Annotated in this window: 17 protein-coding genes; 8 read left to right on the plus strand and 9 right to left on the minus strand. The window is 63.5% G+C overall.

Annotated features, from left to right (window positions below; translation table 11 throughout):
- Nucleotides 1–102 precede the first annotated feature (102 nt).
- Genes BLW08_RS20810 through BLW08_RS20825 form a run of 4 tightly spaced genes read left to right on the plus strand, consistent with a single transcriptional unit; the run spans nucleotide 103 to nucleotide 3,730 of the window.
- The gene (locus BLW08_RS20810; protein ID WP_254779994.1) at nucleotides 103–1,113 is read left to right on the plus strand and encodes a ferritin-like domain-containing protein; all 1,011 of its coding nucleotides are present in this window, start codon (nucleotides 103–105) and stop codon (nucleotides 1,111–1,113) included.
- Nucleotides 1,114–1,164: 51 nt separating this feature from the next.
- Nucleotides 1,165–1,893, plus strand: a complete 729-nt coding sequence (locus BLW08_RS20815) for a VIT1/CCC1 transporter family protein (RefSeq protein WP_091327782.1) — start codon at nucleotides 1,165–1,167, stop codon at nucleotides 1,891–1,893.
- 34 nt (nucleotides 1,894–1,927) lie between these two features.
- Complete coding sequence (locus BLW08_RS20820) at nucleotides 1,928–2,950, plus strand: aminoglycoside phosphotransferase family protein (RefSeq protein ID WP_254779995.1); 1,023 nt, start codon at nucleotides 1,928–1,930, stop codon at nucleotides 2,948–2,950.
- A 3-nt stretch (nucleotides 2,951–2,953) separates the two neighbouring features.
- The gene (locus BLW08_RS20825; RefSeq protein WP_091327786.1) at nucleotides 2,954–3,730 is read left to right on the plus strand and encodes an aspartate dehydrogenase domain-containing protein; all 777 of its coding nucleotides are present in this window, start codon (nucleotides 2,954–2,956) and stop codon (nucleotides 3,728–3,730) included.
- A 7-nt stretch (nucleotides 3,731–3,737) separates the two neighbouring features.
- Here the strand turns inward: BLW08_RS20825 and BLW08_RS20830 are convergent, their stop codons facing one another.
- Nucleotides 3,738–4,535 carry a sulfite exporter TauE/SafE family protein gene (locus BLW08_RS20830; RefSeq protein WP_090822417.1) on the minus strand — a complete coding sequence of 266 codons (798 nt, stop codon included), beginning with the start codon at nucleotides 4,533–4,535 and terminating at the stop codon, nucleotides 3,738–3,740.
- A complete protein-coding gene (locus BLW08_RS20835; protein WP_091327789.1) occupies nucleotides 4,532–6,343 on the minus strand; it encodes a proline--tRNA ligase in 1,812 nt (603 codons plus the stop codon). The genes BLW08_RS20830 and BLW08_RS20835 overlap by 4 nt, the downstream gene beginning before the upstream one ends.
- A 511-nt stretch (nucleotides 6,344–6,854) precedes the next feature.
- Between BLW08_RS20835 and BLW08_RS20840 the strand changes: the two genes are divergently transcribed.
- Genes BLW08_RS20840 through BLW08_RS20850 form a run of 3 tightly spaced genes read left to right on the plus strand, consistent with a single transcriptional unit; the run spans nucleotide 6,855 to nucleotide 8,979 of the window.
- The gene (locus BLW08_RS20840) at nucleotides 6,855–7,619 is read left to right on the plus strand and encodes an ABC transporter ATP-binding protein (RefSeq protein WP_175538787.1); all 765 of its coding nucleotides are present in this window, start codon (nucleotides 6,855–6,857) and stop codon (nucleotides 7,617–7,619) included.
- An 8-nt stretch (nucleotides 7,620–7,627) separates the two neighbouring features.
- Nucleotides 7,628–8,371: an ABC transporter permease gene (locus BLW08_RS20845; RefSeq protein ID WP_090822653.1), complete on the plus strand. Its 744-nt coding sequence runs from the start codon at nucleotides 7,628–7,630 to the stop codon at nucleotides 8,369–8,371.
- A complete protein-coding gene (locus tag BLW08_RS20850; RefSeq protein WP_090822413.1) occupies nucleotides 8,368–8,979 on the plus strand; it encodes a TetR/AcrR family transcriptional regulator in 612 nt (203 codons plus the stop codon). The genes BLW08_RS20845 and BLW08_RS20850 overlap by 4 nt, the downstream gene beginning before the upstream one ends.
- Nucleotides 8,980–9,060: 81 nt before the next feature.
- Here BLW08_RS20850 and BLW08_RS20855 read toward each other — a convergent pair whose 3' ends face one another.
- From BLW08_RS20855 to dxr, 6 genes are all read right to left on the minus strand, one after another.
- Complete coding sequence (locus tag BLW08_RS20855) at nucleotides 9,061–9,795, minus strand: hypothetical protein (protein WP_090822411.1); 735 nt, start codon at nucleotides 9,793–9,795, stop codon at nucleotides 9,061–9,063.
- Nucleotides 9,796–9,871: 76 nt separating this feature from the next.
- A complete protein-coding gene (locus BLW08_RS20860) occupies nucleotides 9,872–10,750 on the minus strand; it encodes a GNAT family N-acetyltransferase (protein ID WP_090822652.1) in 879 nt (292 codons plus the stop codon).
- Nucleotides 10,713–11,879, minus strand: coding sequence for a flavodoxin-dependent (E)-4-hydroxy-3-methylbut-2-enyl-diphosphate synthase (ispG, locus tag BLW08_RS20865; protein WP_011774258.1), 1,167 nt, complete (start codon nucleotides 11,877–11,879; stop codon nucleotides 10,713–10,715). The genes BLW08_RS20860 and ispG overlap by 38 nt, the downstream gene beginning before the upstream one ends.
- A 47-nt stretch (nucleotides 11,880–11,926) precedes the next feature.
- Nucleotides 11,927–12,220, minus strand: coding sequence for a YciI family protein (locus BLW08_RS20870; protein ID WP_090822408.1), 294 nt, complete (start codon nucleotides 12,218–12,220; stop codon nucleotides 11,927–11,929).
- Nucleotides 12,221–12,284: 64 nt separating this feature from the next.
- The gene (locus BLW08_RS20875) at nucleotides 12,285–13,616 is read right to left on the minus strand and encodes a M50 family metallopeptidase (RefSeq protein WP_090822406.1); all 1,332 of its coding nucleotides are present in this window, start codon (nucleotides 13,614–13,616) and stop codon (nucleotides 12,285–12,287) included.
- Nucleotides 13,617–13,650: 34 nt separating this feature from the next.
- Entirely contained in the window at nucleotides 13,651–14,838 is a 1,188-nt protein-coding gene (dxr, locus tag BLW08_RS20880) for a 1-deoxy-D-xylulose-5-phosphate reductoisomerase (RefSeq protein WP_091327792.1), read from the minus strand.
- A gap of 122 nt (nucleotides 14,839–14,960) precedes the next feature.
- On the opposite strand from dxr, the gene BLW08_RS20885 reads away from it, so the two are divergent.
- A complete protein-coding gene (locus tag BLW08_RS20885; RefSeq protein ID WP_091327795.1) occupies nucleotides 14,961–16,421 on the plus strand; it encodes a lipase maturation factor family protein in 1,461 nt (486 codons plus the stop codon).
- A 37-nt stretch (nucleotides 16,422–16,458) separates the two neighbouring features.
- Here the strand turns inward: BLW08_RS20885 and BLW08_RS20890 are convergent, their stop codons facing one another.
- Nucleotides 16,459–17,493, minus strand: a complete 1,035-nt coding sequence (locus tag BLW08_RS20890) for a LacI family DNA-binding transcriptional regulator (protein WP_090822400.1) — start codon at nucleotides 17,491–17,493, stop codon at nucleotides 16,459–16,461.
- Nucleotides 17,494–17,611 lie beyond the last annotated feature (118 nt).

Genomic DNA, 17,611 nt, shown 5'->3' on the forward strand with positions numbered 1-17,611 from the left:
CCGGGAACATGGTGCACGGACTTCCCCGCCCCCGTGACACCATGGTGTGTTGTGAACGGGCGGACAAGAGAAAAACAACGAACACCAGCATGGGGCCGGCTTGTGCTCGTTGCCATCGTGGCCCTGCTGGTGGCGGGCACCGGAATGGTGCTTATTCCGCGTGATTCCGGGTCTCCCCCGGCCCCGTCTTCCTCCGAAACCGCCCGCATGACGGCGTTGGAAGATACCTTGCGACTGGGTGATGCGGCCGCCGCGTTGATGGAAGCCACTGCTCCCAACGCCGGGAATGAGTCCCTCAACGACACTGTGACATTGCTGACAACCCATGCGCGGGCCCTCCTGGACCCTGCGGGTTCGCTGTCCTTCCCTCCGTCCAGTTCTCCATCGGATTCCAGCCGGGCAGCCTTTATCGCAGGACTTTCCGAGAGCGGGCAGAAACGCCTGGCGGACGCACGCCTAGCCGACGGCGGGATCGCGCGCCTGCTTGCCGCCGTCGGCTCCGCTCAGCTGCTGCGGGCCGAAAAGCTGGCGGCCGCGTGGCAGCTGCCGACGCCTCACCAAAGCCCGTCCTCTGACAACAACATCCCGGCGGCGACTCCCTCCGCGGCCCCCTGTCCTTCCGTCAGCCCCACCCCCGACCCCGGGTCTGCCACCACAGACGCGGCATTGGCAGCTGCGGTCCGCTCCCATCAGGAGGCTGTCTACGCATATCAGGTGGCCCTCAAGCGGCTGGACGCTGCCGCCGCTGCTGTGGCTGCCAAAGACCTGAAAATGCATGAACTCCTGCTGCAGCAGGCCGAGGCTCTGACGCGTGCAAACTGCGCAGACGTGCCAACCAGCGAGGCCGGTTACCGGCTCCCCGGCCAGTTCGCACAGGACCCGGCCGGTTCGTTGGGTGCCCTTGAGGCGTCATCCTTGCCGGTGCTGGGGGACCTTGTTGCCCTGTCCACCGGCCAGAGCCGCGAGTGGGCCGTGGACGGGCTGCTGGCCGCCGCACGGAGGAGCCTGGCATGGGGTTCTTCCTTGCCGGCCTTGCCGGGCCTGGAGCTCGACGCCGGCAACTTGCCTTCCTTGCCGACGCCCAGTGATTCCGCAGCGTCATCGGGTAGATAGGCCAGCCTAGCCATGCTGGCCAAGGCAGAAGTCCGGTGCTTGGCTAGGAGCATGGCTTCCACCGACACTGCCACGATGCATGAGAACGAGCCCCACCGGGATGATTTGGCCCACCGGCTGAATTGGTTGCGGGCCGGAGTCCTTGGCGCCAACGACGGCATCGTGTCCGTCGCTGCGATCGTGGTGGGAGTGGCCGGTGCCACGACCAGCACTGGCAGCATTCTCGCCGCCGGCACAGCCGGGCTGGTGGGTGGCGCCATCTCCATGGCCTTGGGTGAGTACGTCTCCGTCAGCAGCCAGAGCGATACCCAGAAGGCACTGATTGAGAAGGAACGCCGGGAACTGGCCGAGGAACCGGAAGATGAACTCAACGAGCTCGCCGCGATCTACGAGTCCAAAGGGCTCAGCGCCAAGACCGCCAGGACTGTTGCCGAAGAGCTGACCAAGCACGATGCCTTGGCCGCACACCTTTCGGCGGAACTGAATATCCATGAAGAGGACATCGTCAGTCCCTGGAACGCGGCCTTGGCTTCCGCCGTGGCTTTCACCCTGGGAGCAGCGCTTCCGATGCTGGCGATCCTCTTGCCGCCACCGGAGATGCGCGTGCCCCTGACTTTCGTGGCGGTGCTCCTCGCCCTCGCGATCACCGGCGCCGTGGGCGCGTGGATCGGCGGCGCTTCCCGGTTCCGGGCTGCGGCCCGGGTGGTGTTGGGCGGGGCCTTGGCCCTTGCCGCCACCTTCTCCATTGGAAGCCTCTTGGGTGCCAGCGGCGTTTTCTAGCGGACGGTCATTGCTGCGGCGTTAGGCTGATCGCGTGACCCTTCACGCGATGATTCCCATTCCGGGCGACCTCCACGCCCGGTACAACCGCGACTCGGCAGGCCGCGATTGGTTGGCCAGCCTCCCGGGACTTATCTCCGACGCCCTTGACCGTTGGCACTTGTCGGTTGACTTGGCGCCCGGCGCCGAGCCCTGGAACGGCCACGGCGCCCTGGTGGTGCCGGTACTGCAGGACACCATCCCGGCTGCCCTGAAAATTGCTTTCCCCCACGACGAAGCCCTGGTTGAGCGCCACGCACTGACACTCTGGGACGGCCACGGAGCTGCCCGGCTCCTGGCCGCGGATGCCCCCAGCTGCTCCATGCTCCTTGAACGCCTGGATGCCTCGCGTTGGCTCCACAGCGCTCCTCTGGACGAGGCCCGGGACGCCTGGGGCGCCATTGTGCGCCAGCTCTCCATCACACCTGACGAACGCCTTGAATGGCAGGCCTTCGAGCATATTGCCGCCACTGCCGAGCGATGGAGTGACGAACTCCCCGCGGACTGGGAACAATTGGAGCAACCATTTCCACGGTGGTTGCTGGAGGCAGCCCTTGAGGTGTGCCAGACCCGCGGAGCAGTGGGACGCCGCTCCGGCACGGATGTCCTGGTCCACACGGACCTGCACTTCATGAACATCCTGGCCACAGCCGGCGGCAGTGCTCCATTCCGAGGCGACTACCTGGCCATCGATCCGCAGCCACAGATTGGCGAGGCCGAGTTCGCCGTCGCTCCGATCCTGTGGAACCGCGTTCATGACCTTTCACGCACCGATCCGGAGGCCGCGTTGCTGGAACGGTGCCGGGACTTCAGCCTCGCCGCTGGACTTGATCCGGAGGCTGCCCGGCAATGGAGCATCGCCCGTGAAGTGGAAAACGCCTTGTGGTACGCCGCCAAACCCGGGCACAGCGGGGATCTTGCCCGCTCACTGTGGGTAGCAAGCACCCTTGCCGGCAAAACGCTGGACAATCTGCCCAAAGCGCACCAGCTTCCTGAGCCCGGGGAAGCGGTTCACTAACCCATGGCCCTCACAGTCGCTTTGATTGGTTCGGGTGCCATCGGCTCACGGATCGCAGAACTTCTTGACGCCGGCAATGCCCCAGGCATCCAGTTGGCCGGCTTTGTACCTCACGGCGATGCCGGAACAGGATTCAGTTTCGACGAAGCCTTGGATGTGGCAGACGTGGTGGTGGAGTGCGCCGGTGTTGGAGCTGTTGCCGAATTCGGCCCGCGGGTCATCTCGGCCGGAAGGGATCTGTTGGTGACCTCCATTGGTGCCCTGTGTGACGGCACGCTGCGGAAAACGTTGCTCGACGACGGTCCAGGCCGCACCTTTCTGACATCCGGTGCGTTGGGTGGACTGGATGCCATCGCTGCCGCTGCCGCGGGCGGCAGCATCCACCGCATCACCGTGGAATCGCGGAAACTGCCGGCAGCCTTGATTCAACCCTGGATGGATGGCGAAACGAAAAAGGGAATTCTCGCAACCACCCACCCCGTGGAATTGCTGCGGGGCGGACCGGCCGACATGATCAAAGCCTTCCCCAAATCCACCAACGTAGTGTCCGCGCTCGCTGTGGCAGCCGGTGATTGGGACGTGGTGGAAGCGGCGCTGATCGCCGACCCCGCTGCCAAGCAGACGAGCCATCACGTGGTGGCCGAAACGAGCCTTGGCACCCTCGAAGTCCGTGTCACCAACCAGGCTTCCCCCGATAACCCTGCCTCAAGCGCCTTGGTGCCACACGCCGTCGTGCGTGGTTTGAAGACGCTGGCCAACGCCAGCGGAACGTTCATCTGACGCCGCCCTACGCGGCGAAGTTCTCGTTCCAGACATCCACGCCGAGCTTGATGATCAGCGCGGCTACGACGATCAGGAAAACGATCCGCACAAAGCCGCTCCCCTTGGCCACTGCTGTGCGGGCACCGAGGTAGCCGCCGGCCATGTTCGCCAACCCCAGAACCAGCCCTACGCCCCACAGCAGGGAGCCATGAGGGAGGAAGAAAATCAAGGCTCCGGCGTTCGTGGCCATGTTGACGATCTTCGCCTTGGCGCTGGCTTCGAGGAACGCATAGCCCATGGCTGAAACAAGGGCGATCACCAGGAAAGAGCCGGTACCGGGGCCGATCAGGCCGTCGTAAAAGCCAATGACGGCCCCAATGAGGCACGCCACGACGTAATGCTTATGACCGTCATGGCGCAGCGCTGTCAGCTCACCGGCGCCAGGCCGCAACGCCGTGAAGATTGCGACGGCGATCAAGGCCACCACGATGATGGGCTTGAACACGCTGGCCGGCAGGGAGGCAGCAAGGATTGCACCGCCGAAACTCCCGGCCAAGGCTATTACTGCCATGGGAACCGCAGTTTTGAGGTCGGGTCCCACACGGCCGTAGTACGTGACCGCGCTGGTGGTGGTCCCGAAAATGGACCCCATCTTGTTGGTCGCCAGCGCTTGGACGGGCGTGATGCCCGGGACCAGCAGGAGGGCCGGAAGCTGGATCAGCCCCCCGCCACCAACAACAGCATCGACCCACCCTGCTGCGAATCCAGCCACCACAATCAGGATGATAGTGGTGAGCTGGATCGACTCGAAGCCGGAAATCACCGGTTTCGTACGGCGTTGACCACGTAATCCACGGCCTTGTCCACCGAGATGTTCTCGGCTTCACCGCTGCGGCGGTCCTTGATTTCCACGACGCCATCCACCAGTCCCCGGCCGACAGCCAAGATGGTGGGTACGCCCACGAGCTCGGCATCGCCGAACTTCACGCCGGGCGAAACCTTGGGACGGTCATCGAAAATGACGTCCAAGCCAGCGGATTCCAACTCTGCGGAGAGCTTCTCAGCGGCCTCGAAGATCTCATCGCCACGGCCAACAGCCACCACGTGAACGTCAGCGGGAGCCACCGAGCGGGGCCAGACAATGCCGCGGTCATCGTGGTTGGCCTCGGCCAGGGCTGCCACGGCACGCGTAACACCCACGCCGTAGGAGCCCATGGTGACAACAACCTGCTTGCCGTTCTGGTCCAGGACCTTCAGGTCCAGTGCTTCGGCGTACTTGCGGCCGAGCTGGAAAATGTGACCCATCTCGATGCCACGGGCGGTCTCCAAAGGACCGGAGCCGTCAGGGGCGGGATCGCCGGCACGCACTTCGGTGCTCTCGATGACGCCATCCCAGCTGAAGTCCCGGCCTGCCACCAGTCCGAAAACGTGCTTGCCCTCGGCGTTGGCACCGGTAACCCAGCTGGTGCCGGAAACCACCCGGGGGTCCACCAGGAAGAGCACCTTGGAGGATCCCTCAAGGCCCAGGACGGGCTGATCCAGGGACAGGCCGGGGCCGATGTAGCCCTTGACCAGCCACGGGAGCTTCTTGAGGTCCTCTTCGTTGGCAGCTTCGAGGCCGATTTCACCGGCGATGGGCAGGTGGGAGCCGATGTTGGCTTCCACGCGCTTGAGGTCCACGGCGCGGTCTCCCGGTACGCCGATGACCACGATCTGGCGCTCACCGGTGGGCAGCGTCACGGCGAGGACCACGTTCTTGAGGGTGTCAGCGGCAGTCCAGGCGCCGCCGTCGGACTCGCTGCGGGAAGCCAGCTGGTTGGCGGCGTCCACCAAAGTATCGATGGTGGGGGTGTTCGGGGTGTCCAGGACCTGGGCCGCGGGCGCATCGGTGAAGTCAATCTCTGCCGGGACAACGGTGGTGACGGCTTCGACGTTGGCGTAGTAGCCGCCGGCGGAGCGAACGAACGTGTCCTCGCCGATCTCGGTGGGGAACAGGAATTCCTCGCTCTTGGAACCACCCATGGCACCGGCCGTGGCGGCAACCGGGATGACTTCCAGGCCCAGGCGTTCGAAGATCTTCAGGTACGCGGCACGGTGGGCGGCGTAGCTGGCGTCCAAGCCGGCGTCATCGACGTCGAAGGAGTAGGAATCCTTCATGATGAACTCGCGGCCGCGAAGGAGGCCTGCACGGGGACGGGCCTCATCGCGGTACTTGTTCTGGATCTGGTACAGGCTCAGCGGCAGGTCCTTGTACGAGGAGTACAGATCCTTGACCAGGAGCGTGAACATTTCCTCGTGCGTGGGAGCAAGGAGGTAGTCCGCGCCCTTGCGGTCCTGGAGGCGGAAAAGGCCCTCGCCGTACTCGGTCCAGCGGTTGGTGGCCTCGTAAGGTTCGCGCGGCAGCAGCGCCGGGAAGTGGACTTCCTGGGCACCGATGGCCGACATCTCCTGGCGGATGATCTCCTCCACCTTGCGCAGGACACTCAGGCCCAGCGGCAGCCAGGTGTAAATGCCGGGGGCTGCGCGGCGGATGTACCCGGCGCGGACCAGGAGCTTGTGGCTGGCGACCTCGGCGTCGACGGGATCTTCACGCAGGGTGCGCAGGAACAGCTGGGAAAGGCGAAGGACCACGGGTACGTATCCGTTTCTATGGCAGATGTGGCAAAAACAACTGCCTACTAATCTACCGGCTGACTGCCCTGCCGCTTGAACATGCGGTTGGACGGTGCTGGCGGGCCCACGCGCAGAAGAGCCACGCCGTCGCGTTTGGAAGCCCCTGGCCGCTAAGGGCTGGTCATCCTGCGATGGCGTGGCTCAGCGGCCGGCCGGCCGCAGACTCTGTCCGGGGACTAGTTCCCCGTTCCCTCCAGCGGAACGGGATTGCCTGCAGCAGGGAAGCATTGCTTATTGCCGAACTCACGGATGATGCGGGCGCTCATGGCACCCTTCAAGGTCTTTGTCACGATTCCCCCTCAACCATCCGCACCCCAACGACACGGCTTGGAAAGAACCTATGTGATAGCGGACACGTTTTCAAGGATTTGCCACCTCGCAAATGTGCACCGCTCCCCTTGACCCGCCCTCTTGGCCGTCATATTTTTAATTCATCAGATGGTGAATTTTGGAGTCTCCGGAGGCCACAATGTCCCTTTCCTCACCGGCCATGGAGTCCTCAACGGCCATCCGGGCCACCGGACTTCATATCACCCGCTCCCGGACGAAGATTCTCCGCGGTCTTGATTTCACGGTGGCTTCCGGCAGGATTACGGGCCTGCTGGGCCCCTCCGGCAGCGGTAAGACAACGCTCATGCGCGCCATCGTTGGCGTCCAGCGGATCACACGGGGCGCGGTTACTGTCCTCGACCGCCCTGCGGGCAGTGCACCGCTCAGGCACGACGTCGGTTACGTTACCCAGGGTGCAAGCGTCTACGGGGACCTCAGCGTCGAAGCGAATGTCAGGTACTTCGGTGCCATGCACGGCGCGACGCCGGCAGACGCCAAAGAGGCGATTGCCGCCGTCGGGCTCGCATCACTCGCGCGACAAAAGGCAGCCGATCTGTCCGGCGGACAGTTCAGCCGGGTATCCCTGGCATGCGCCTTGGTTTCCCACCCAAAGCTCCTGGTCCTGGACGAGCCAACCGTGGGGCTTGATCCGGTGCTTCGCGCAGAACTGTGGGAACGTTTCGCTGCCATGGCTGCCGCCGGCACAACGCTGCTGGTGTCCAGCCACGTGATGGAAGAAGCCTCGCACTGCTCCTCGCTCCTCCTGCTGCGCGACGGGCTGCTCCTGGCACAGCTCAGTCCGGCGGAACTGGCGGCCCGCGGCCGCAGCGATGACCTGGAGCGCGCATTCCTGACCATCATCAAGGCCGCCGATCGTGGCCAGGAAAGCCAGGTGGCATCATGAACCTCCGCATGACCCTCGCCACCACCACGCGGGTTTTGGGACAACTCCGCCACGACCACCGCAGCGTGGCACTGATCCTGGTGGTCCCTGCCCTTCTGCTGGCAGCGGTCTATTTCCTGTTCGAAAACGAGACACTGCCACCTGGTTTCCCCCGCACCTTCGACCGCGTCGGCCTGATGATGCTGGCCATTTTCCCCTTTGTGGTGATGTTCCTGGTCACCTCCATCACCATGCTGCGTGAGCGGACATCGGGGACCTTGGAACGGCTACTGACCACGCCCATCCATAAGGCCGACCTGCTGTTCGGCTATGCACTGGCCTTCTCCATCATGGCCGCACTGCAATCCCTGGTGGCGACAGCTGTTGCCTATTGGGTGTTCGATCTGGACATCAAGGGAAGCCCGGGATTCGTGGTGATGATCGCCGTCATCAACGCCGTTTTGGGTGTTGCCCTGGGGCTGCTGTGCTCGGCCTTCGCCCGCACCGAATTCCAGGCCGTCCAGTTCATGCCCGTGGTGGTGGTCCCCCAAATCCTGTTGTGCGGCCTGTTCGTGGCCCGGGAGGACATGAATGCGGTCCTCGAAGCCATCTCCGGAGCCCTCCCACTGACGTTTTCCGTGGATGCACTCAAGGAAATCGCCGCTAACGCCGAGGCCACCTCAGCGATGTGGCAGGACACCCTGGTGATGGGCGCGATTGTGGTGGGCGTCCTTGTCCTGGCCTCCCTGACGCTTCGGCGGCAGACACGATGAGCCTTCCGCAGATACGGCGAGGCCGACGCAGCGCCCGCGAGCATTCCCGGGAGGCCATCCTCGCGGCTGCCCGGAAACTGTTTGCCGAGCATGGGTTCGAGGGGACCAGCTTGCGCCAGGTGGCCCGGGAGGCCTCGGTGGACCCGGCCATGGTGCACCACTTCTTCCGGGGCAAGGACGAACTCTTTGCCGCCAGCGTGGAGTTGCCCGCGGATCCGGCCGAGGTTCTGGCCGGCGTCGAAGGTACCGACCCCGGCGCCAGGGCCGAGGTGATCGTCCGGGCTGTGCTGCGCTTGTGGGAGGGCCCGGCACAGCATGGGCTGGTGGCGTTCGTTCGGGGAACCATCGGGTCCAAAGCCAAGACGGCCATGCTGCGGGAAATGGTGAACCGGACCATCCTGTCCCGCGTGATGGCCGGTGTACCTGGGCCAGCTGAGGAAGTGCGCCTCAGGGGTAGCCTGGTGGCGTCACAGGTGATGGGCTTGATGCTGACCCGGTACGTACTCCGGCTCGAGCCCTTGGCCTCCGCTGCCCAGGATGACGTGGTCCGCTGGGTGGCACCGAACATCCAGCGCTACCTCACAGGGAACCTGGACTCCCCCAAATAGCAGCAGCACGGGCCCTTTGGGGAACCCGTGCTGCTGCTTGGCCGTGCTGCTATTTGGCCGTGCTGCTATTTGGCCGTGCTGCTATTTGATGAGGTCCGCGGCTTCGTCCAGCATCGCCTCAAGCTTGGGGAGCTCGGAGTCCTCCACCTTGGTTCCCGTTGACTGCGCTACCAGCACAACTCCACTTTTGACCGCTGAGACGAACAATTGGTTCTGGGATCCGGCTGTTCCGGCAACCGTGCTCCGGTACGCGATGGCCCCAGGAGTCTTGGCTGAGGTCGGCAGGGCTTTGCTGCTTGCCTGGACTACCTCTCCCATGATGGTCATCTGGACATTTCCGCACGCGGCGAGATCTTTGGCGCTCTTCTCGGAAACAGCCTTCACCTTGTCCTCGGACACTCCGGAGAAGAGCGACAGAAGGTTGGCCGTCTCGGCAGTCGAACTTGCTGAGGCACCGATGCTGATGGTGGCTCCTTCCTCCATCTGAATGCCGCCCCCGGTAAGGAAGTTTGCACACGCGGCAGGCTCCACCGTGACGTTGGCAAGAAGGTCCTTAACCTGCTTCAAGGTATCTGCAAGGCGGTCCTCCGGCATCACCATGAGGCGAGTGCCCTTGGCATCGCGGACGTCGCCCACCATGGACGTCAGTTCAGCTTTCGAGTACGTTCGGAAGGGAGCCTCGGTGGGCGTCGGGGTTCCTGCTTCGCTCGCCGGAGCCGAGGCCGCATCGGTAGAGGTACCGGCACCGCTACAGGCGGTGAGGCCCATGACCAACAGTCCTGACACGGCAAATCCGCGCAGCGCATTCTTATTCATTTGTTCCCCAGGGAAATGTGAGTGATGTGCTGACAGACGTCAGCGGAGATAAGAATACAAGCAGGAAGCCCCTGGCCTAGAAAAGTACTGTGGCGAACGTGCCCACTTGCTCGAAGCCCACACGCTCGTAAGTAGCGCGGGCCTTGGCGTTGTAATCGTTCACGTAAAGGCTCGTCACCGGCGCAAAAGTCCGTGACAGATTCACGACGGCGGCCATGTAGCCGGCGCTTTGGCCGCGTCCACGCAGGTCCGGATTCATCCACACGCCCTGCACCTGGGTAACGTCCTGGGTGACAGCGCCCAGTTCTGCCTTGAAGATCACCGTGCCTGCTGCATCGATATGGACCAAAGAATGGCCTTGCCGAATGAGCCCGGCAACCCGACGGCTGTAGAACTCCTGCCCTCCAAGAAAGGGCGAATACCCAACCTCTTCCTCAAACATCGCTGCGCAGGCAGGCAGAATGCGGTCGAAGTCGTTCATGGCGCCAAAGGTCAGCGCAGGATTGGCGTGAATGGCGGGGGCTCCGGAGATCGTCAGAAGCGGCTGCTGCGCACGTACTTCGTGCGCCCCATGACCTAACTGCTCGAAGCGGGAGTACAACGCCAGAACGGTATCGGCTGGCCCAAAAATGGAAGCGTACCGGCGTCCTGTTTGATGGGCTGCCGTGGCTATGTAGCCTGCCAGCCCTGGATCGAGTTGCACGGGCACCAGATTGGCTCCTGCCCAGCAAGCACCCAGGAGTGTCCCGCCGTCGAAGACTCCGAAGACGCTGGCGCCACCGCTGGTGGGCGCGGCTGTGCCCGTGCTGTCCAGATGGGCCAAAATGAAGACGTTGGCCACGACGTCCTCACGTGCAAGCGCGCGAAGAGCCAGGGTGTCGGCACTGCCGAGCACCCTGACTCCCAGGCCGTTCTCGTTACGAGACGCTAACCACGGGGCTACCCTTGACAGCATCTTCGCCATCGGCCTCCCCCATCTCTTCAGCGATACGCATGGCCTCTTCGATCAGTGTCTCAACAATTTCGCTCTCAGGCACAGTCTTGATGACTTCACCCTTCACGAAAATCTGGCCCTTGCCGTTTCCGGAGGCCACGCCCAGGTCGGCTTCACGGGCCTCACCGGGTCCGTTGACCACGCAGCCCATCACGGCAACGCGCAGCGGAATCTCCATGCCTTCGAGGCCGGCGGTGACCTGCTCAGCCAGCGTATACACGTCCACTTGGGCGCGGCCACACGAAGGGCAGGACACAATCTCGAGCTTGCGCGGGCGCAGGTTCAGGGACTGCAGGATCTGGTTGCCCACCTTGATTTCCTCTACCGGCGGGGCCGAAAGGGAAACGCGGATGGTGTCACCAATGCCACGGGAGAGGAGTGCACCGAAAGCCGTTGCCGACTTGATGGTGCCCTGGAATGCCGGACCGGCCTCGGTCACACCGAGGTGGAGGGGCCAGTCGCCCTTCTCTGCAAGCATCTCGTAGGCGGCCACCATGATGACGGGGTCGTTGTGCTTGACGGAGATCTTGAAGTCGTGGAAGCCGTGCTCTTCGAACAGCGAGGCTTCCCAGACGGCGGACTCAACCAGCGCCTCAGGCGTCGCCTTGCCGTACTTTTTCATGATGCCGGGTTCCAAGGAACCGGCGTTGACGCCGATACGAATGGACGTACCGTGGTCCCGGGCCGCTGCTGCGATTTCCTTGACCTGGTCATCGAACTTACGGATGTTGCCCGGGTTCACGCGGACCGCGGCACATCCTGCTTCAATCGCGGCGAAGACGTACTTCGGCTGGAAGTGGATGTCCGCGATGACGGGGATCTGCGACTTGCGGGCAATGATGGGCAACGCTTCAGCATCGTCCGCGGAGGGACAGGCAACCCGCACGATGTCACAGCCGGAAGCAGTCAGCTCAGCGATCTGCTGAAGCGTGGCGTTGATGTCCGTGGTGGGCGTAGTGGTCATGGACTGAACGCTGATGGGCGAGTCGGAACCAACACCAACGGACCCAACCTTGATCTGCCGCGTCTTACGGCGGGGGGCAAGGACGGGGGGTGGGGCTGCTGGCATTCCCAGGCTGACCGAGGTCACGTGGACTCCTTGGATTGGGGTGGATCGAAGTAGTAGAGAGCGTCCGCTTAGGACGCGTGGGCAGCCAGGACGCCGATGATGGGGGCCCATTCCGTGGTACGGATGCCGGCGATGACGCCGGCTTCAGCGAACGGATCCTGCTTGAGGAGGTCATTGAGCCCGGCTTCGTCTGCGGACTTGAAGATCAGCAGGGCGCCAGCACCGTCACCGTACGGGCCACTGGCCAGCAGAGTGCCTTCCTCGGCCAGATCGCCGAGCCAGGCACGGTGTGCGGGGCGGGCTTCGTCGCGAAGGGGACCGGAATCTGCAACGTATACGTACTCAACAGCGAAAACAGTCATGGAGCTAGCCTATCCCGCCTGCTCTGCCGAAAATGTTCATGGGTGTGCCGAAAATACTCAACGGTCAACCGAAGATGTTCACCGGCTTCACGATGTCCGCGTAGATCAGCAGGGCGCCCATCGCCATGAGCAGCGCTGCCACCACGTAGGTAACGGGCAGCAGTTTGGCGATGTCGAATGCGCCCGGGTCCGGCTTGCCGCGCAATTTGGCTACTTGGCGTCGCGCGCCCTCGTACAGCGCTCCGGCCACGTGACCACCGTCAAGGGGCAGCAAGGGAATGAGGTTGAAGATGGCCAACGCGAAATTGAGCCCGGCCAGCAAGCCCACCAGGGTTCCGATGCGTGCCTGCATCGGAACCTCCTCCATGGCAGCGACTTCGCCTGCGACGCGGCCAACACCCACCACACTGATGGGTCCGTTGGGATCGCGCGGCTCTTCGCTGAAGGCTGCTTTCGCAACGCCAACCACCCGGGCGGGCAGGTTGAAGATCACACCGGAGATCTGCTTGATGTTTTCCCCGGCCATGGGAAGAACGGCCGACGCCGGTTGCGGAACCAAGGCACTTTGGGCACCGATGCCCAGGAAACCGACCTCCTGATATTGCAGAACCCCATTGGCGTCCTGTGCTTGGCGTCCGTCGGAACCGACGACGGGGCGGGACGAAAGCACGGGCGTCACCGTGGCGTCCACGGAAGTTCCGTTCCGCTGCACCGTGATGGGCACCTCCTTACCCGCGGAGGCACGGATCCAGCCCGTCAGCTCGTCCCAGCTGGTGACGGGCTTTCCATCGAAGGACGTGATGGTGTCGTTTGGCTGGAGACCGGCGGCAGCGGCTGGGGTGGGCTTGCAGTCAGCCGAGTCCGGATCCACAGTCTCCCCCGCCGCAACCTGGCATTTGGAAACATCGGCGATGGTGGTGGTTGCCTGGGCTGTGCCAAAGCCCATCAGCAGGACCGCCAACAGGATGAGCCCGATGATCATGTTCATGGCCGGGCCGCCCAGCATGATGATGATCTTTTTCCATACAGGAAGCTTGTAGAACACACGGTTTTCGTCCCCGGCACCCACTTCTTCATGTGCCATGGAACGTGCCTCGGTGGCCAGCGTCTGGAACATGCCCGTACTCGAGGGGCGGACTGCACCATCTTCCTTGTTCGGCGGGTACATGCCGATCATGGACACATACCCACCCAAGGGTAGGGCCTTGAAGCCGTACTCGGTCTCGCCCTTCTTCCTGGACCACAGCGTGGGTCCAAAGCCGATCATGTACTTGGTCACGCGGACTTTGAAGAGCTTCGCAGGCACCAGGTGGCCTACCTCGTGCAACGCGATGGAGACGGCTACGCCGATCGCGACGAAGACGACTCCGAGGATAAAGAGAAGGACGGGACTCATGCCGGTGGGACTGCTTCCGTAAAGGTTGTGTGAGCTACAGGGCGCTGCTGGTGGCTAAACGATCGTGGGTTCGGCCGCGTGCCCACTTCTCAGCATCCAGCACGGACTCCACCGTTAGCTCAGAAGAGCCTGAATGTTCGCTGAGGACAGACTCAACCGTATCCACGATGTCCGTGAAACGAATGCGGCCGGCGTGGAAGGCAACAACAGCTTCCTCATTGGCGGCGTTGAAGACGGCAGGGAAGGTACTGCCCTGCTTGGCTGCGTCCTTGGCGAGGTCCACGGCCGGGAACGCCACGGTATCCAGTGGCTCAAACGTCCAGCTGGTGGCCTGAGTCCAGTCGCAGGCCTTGGCAGCATGGGGCACACGGTCCGGCCAGCCCAGCCCCAGGGCGATGGGCAGCCTCATGTCCGGGGGCGAGGCCTGGGCGATGATGGATCCGTCCACGAACTGGACCATGGAGTGGACCACCGATTGAGGATGAACCACGACGTCGATCCTGTCCAGGGGAACATCGAAGAGCAGGTGGGCCTCGATCACTTCCAGGCCCTTGTTCACCAGGCTGGCTGAGTTGGTGGTGACCATGAGGCCCATGTCCCACGTGGGGTGGGCCAGCGCTTCCTGCGGCGTGACGCTGTGAAGCTGCTCGCGGCTCCGCCCGCGGAACGGACCACCGGAGGCCGTGAGGATCAGCTTCTCCACTTCCTGTTCAGTGCCGGAACGCAGGCACTGGGCAATGGCGGAATGCTCGGAATCAACAGGGACTATCTGACCGGGGCGTGCGGCAGCTTTGACCAGGGCGCCCCCGACGATCAGTGATTCCTTGTTGGCCAGGGCCAATGTGGCGCCGGTTCTGAGCGCAGCGAGCGTGGGCGCCAGGCCGATGGACCCGGTGATGCCATTCAGGACGACGTCGCATTCGATGGCTGCGATGTGTGTGGAGGCGTCCGGACCAACAAAGATTTCCGGAGCGAAGTTGACCAGACCGGACGCGGCTGCGGCTGCGGCTATCAGCTGCCGCAAGAGCGTGGCATCTCCCCCGGCGATACCCACTGCTTGCGCCTTGGTGTGCACGGCCTGCCGTGCGATGAGCTCAAGATTCCCGCCGCCGGCACTCAGCGCCACCACCTCGAAACGGTGTGGGGCAGCATCGACGACATCAATCGCCTGTGTGCCGATGGAACCGGTGGACCCGAGGATGACGATCTTGCGCGGCTGCATTGCTTAAGTATCCCAGCCGGCACAGGGAGCAGCGACCGGTCCAGGGCATCACGTGGATAACCCGGGCCGCTTGACCGGCCTCCTGCCGCGCGAACCGTTGGATTCACGCGTACCGTGGGAATGTGGAGTGGCTGTCCTGGTTCGACGCGCGGGACTACGAATTCGCCCGGCAAGTGTTGCAGCGCGGCACGGCTGCGCTGTATCTGGTTGCGTTCCTTTCCACCCTGAACCAATTTCCAGCCCTCCTCGGCGAGCGCGGGCTCTTGCCGGTACCGGACTTCCTGGGCTTGGCCCGTCGCCTGGACCGGCCCACCCTCTTCACGCGGCACTATTCGGACCGTTTCCTCAGGGCAGTGTGCTGGGCGGGCATGGCGATCGCTGCGCTGCTGGTGGCAGGTCTACCCCAAACCGGCCCACCGTGGGTGCCCATGCTGGCCTTCCTCACCCTATGGTTTCTCTACATGTCAATCGTCAACGTGGGCCAAACGTTCTACGGCTTTGGCTGGGAGATCCTGCTCCTCGAAGCCGGATTTACGGTGGCATTCCTTGGCTCGGACCAGACTCCCCCACCCACCACCATCTTGATCCTCATTGCCTGGCTCGTTTTCCGGCTTGAGTTCGGTGCAGGAATGATCAAGATCCGGGGTGGCCGCGAATGGCGCGACATGACGGCGATGTTCTACCACCATGAGACACAGCCAATGCCCGGCCCGCTCAGCAGGCAGGCGCACCTATTGCCGCGCGCACTCCACAAAGTGGAGGTGATGGGCAACCACTTCGCGCAACTGGTGGTCCCCTTTTTCCTGTTCGCACCGCAACCGCTCGCCAGCATCGCAGCCAGCGTCATCATCGTCACCCAGCTGTGGCTGGTGGGCACCGGGAACTTTGCGTGGTTGAACTGGGTGGCTATCGTCCTGGCGTTCGCTGCAGTGAGCGATCCCGTGGCGCATGCCGTTTTCCCGTTCATCCCGCTTGAGTGGCACGCAGGCGCCGAAACCCCGGGGTGGTGGCTCGCCGTCGTCGTCCTTGTAACCCTTCTGTTGCTGGTACTGAGCTACCGCCCGCTCCTCAATCTGTTCTCGAGACAGCAACTGATGAATGCGAGCTTTAACCGGTGGCGACTGGTCAACGCCTACGGCGCGTTCGGGACTGTCACCAAGCAGCGGATCGAGATCGTGGTGGAGGGCACGTTGGATGCGGAAGCCAACGTGCCGGATGGCCGGTGGTTGGAGTACGGGTTCAAAGGGAAGCCGGGCGATGTCCGGCGACTCTCCCGGCAATGGGCGCCGTATCATCTCAGGCTGGACTGGCTGATGTGGTTCCTGCCGTTGCGCACCGTCCACGAGGACTGGTTTTACGCTTTCATGGATAAGTTGCTGGAGGCCGACAAGCCGACGCTTGGGCTGCTTGGCCGGGACCCTTTCGACGGCGAACGCCCGCGTTGGGTGCGGGCGCGCAGCTATCTGTACCGCTTCGCCAGCCGTGCGGAGTTCCGCGAAACGGGCGACCGTTGGGTGCGGGTGTTGCTGTATGACGCCATCCCGCCCATGGAACTGAACAGTCGACGACGGCAGCTCCCCTAGACGGCGGCCTCCCTGCACGGCCTACCCCCCATGGCGGCTACGCCCGCGGCGGAGCCGTGGACTCCCGGACGACGAGGTGTGTGGCCAGTTCCACCCTGCGCGAGTCGATTTCCTCCCCGTTCTTCTGGCGGAGGATGAAGCTCAGCGCGGATCGTCCCATTTCCTGTAGCGGCTGGGACACTGAGGTCAGTGGCGGTACTGACTCTTCGGCTTGATGCGTGCCGTCGAATCCCACCAAGCTCATTTCCTCGGGAATCCGAACGTCCTGACGTCGGGCTTCTGCCAGGACGCCGAGGGCGATGCTGTCGCTGCCGGCGAAGATCGCGGTGGGCGGATCGTCGAGTGCCAACAAGGCCTTCATGGCCCGTACGCCGTTCTCCGGTTTGAACGGGCCCGCAGAAACGTAGTCGTCGTCCACGGTGACTCCCCCTGCCATCAAGGCAGCCATGTAGCCATGCAGGCGGGCCTGGCTGCACTCCGCCGTCGAAGGACCACCAATGTAGGCGATCTTCCGGTGGCCCAACTCCAACAGGTGCGAGGCCGCAGCCTTCCCGCCAGCCCAGTTGCTGGCGCCAACGCTGAAAACATCGGCGGGGGGCGGATTCAGCGGGTCAACCACCACAATAGGGATTTGGCGTCGTTTGAAAGCCTCCAATTGAGCGGCTCCAAACGCCGAGGTCACCACGATCATGCCTGCCCGGCCTTCGTCGATCATGCGTTGCGCGCGTTCCTCCGGACCCAACGGCGACGCCGCCTGGCGCCCGGTAATGGAGAGAATGACTTCCATTTCGGACACCGCCGCGTGCTCCATGACTCCATTGAGCACCTCCACCCCATAGGCCGAATTCAAGGAATCGAAGACCACCTCCACGGCGCGATGCTCGGGAATGCTTTTGCGTTGCACGGGCGACTTGTAGCCGGTGCGCTGAAGAGCTGCCAGCACCCGGGCGCGGGTTGCCTCCGCTACGTCCTCGCGGCCGTTGACAACTTTGGAAACGGTGGGCGCTGAAACCCCCACTTCCGCGGCGACGGCGGCCAGAGTGAGCTTGGACGGGCGAAGATCACGATCCACAATGCTCCTGCTTTCGAAATATTTCGGTCGCATTCAGTGTGCTTGATGCATGCCTGCCCCGTCAATGCAAGGTCATAATCTCCTGAAAATAAGCCAGCCTTGGGGCTTGACGGTGATG

It is taken from the genome of Arthrobacter sp. cf158 (assembly GCF_900106835.1).
Lineage (GTDB): Bacteria > Actinomycetota > Actinomycetes > Actinomycetales > Micrococcaceae > Arthrobacter.

Bases quoted from the DNA above. Each gene is read 5' to 3' on its own strand.
- BLW08_RS20860 (WP_090822652.1), bottom strand. From the start codon at position 10,750: ATGCTGTCAAGGGTAGCCCCGTGGTTAGCGTCTCGTAACGAGAACGGC.
- BLW08_RS20875 (WP_090822406.1), bottom strand. From the start codon at position 13,616: ATGAGTCCCGTCCTTCTCTTTATCCTCGGAGTCGTCTTCGTCGCGATC.
- BLW08_RS20870 (WP_090822408.1), bottom strand. From the start codon at position 12,220: ATGACTGTTTTCGCTGTTGAGTACGTATACGTTGCAGATTCCGGTCCC.
- BLW08_RS20845 (WP_090822653.1), top strand. From the start codon at position 7,628: ATGACCCTCGCCACCACCACGCGGGTTTTGGGACAACTCCGCCACGAC.
- BLW08_RS20850 (WP_090822413.1), top strand. From the start codon at position 8,368: ATGAGCCTTCCGCAGATACGGCGAGGCCGACGCAGCGCCCGCGAGCAT.
- BLW08_RS20840 (WP_175538787.1), top strand. From the start codon at position 6,855: ATGTCCCTTTCCTCACCGGCCATGGAGTCCTCAACGGCCATCCGGGCC.
- BLW08_RS20825 (WP_091327786.1), top strand. From the start codon at position 2,954: ATGGCCCTCACAGTCGCTTTGATTGGTTCGGGTGCCATCGGCTCACGG.
- dxr (WP_091327792.1), bottom strand. From the start codon at position 14,838: ATGCAGCCGCGCAAGATCGTCATCCTCGGGTCCACCGGTTCCATCGGC.
- BLW08_RS20815 (WP_091327782.1), top strand. From the start codon at position 1,165: ATGGCTTCCACCGACACTGCCACGATGCATGAGAACGAGCCCCACCGG.
- BLW08_RS20855 (WP_090822411.1), bottom strand. From the start codon at position 9,795: ATGAATAAGAATGCGCTGCGCGGATTTGCCGTGTCAGGACTGTTGGTC.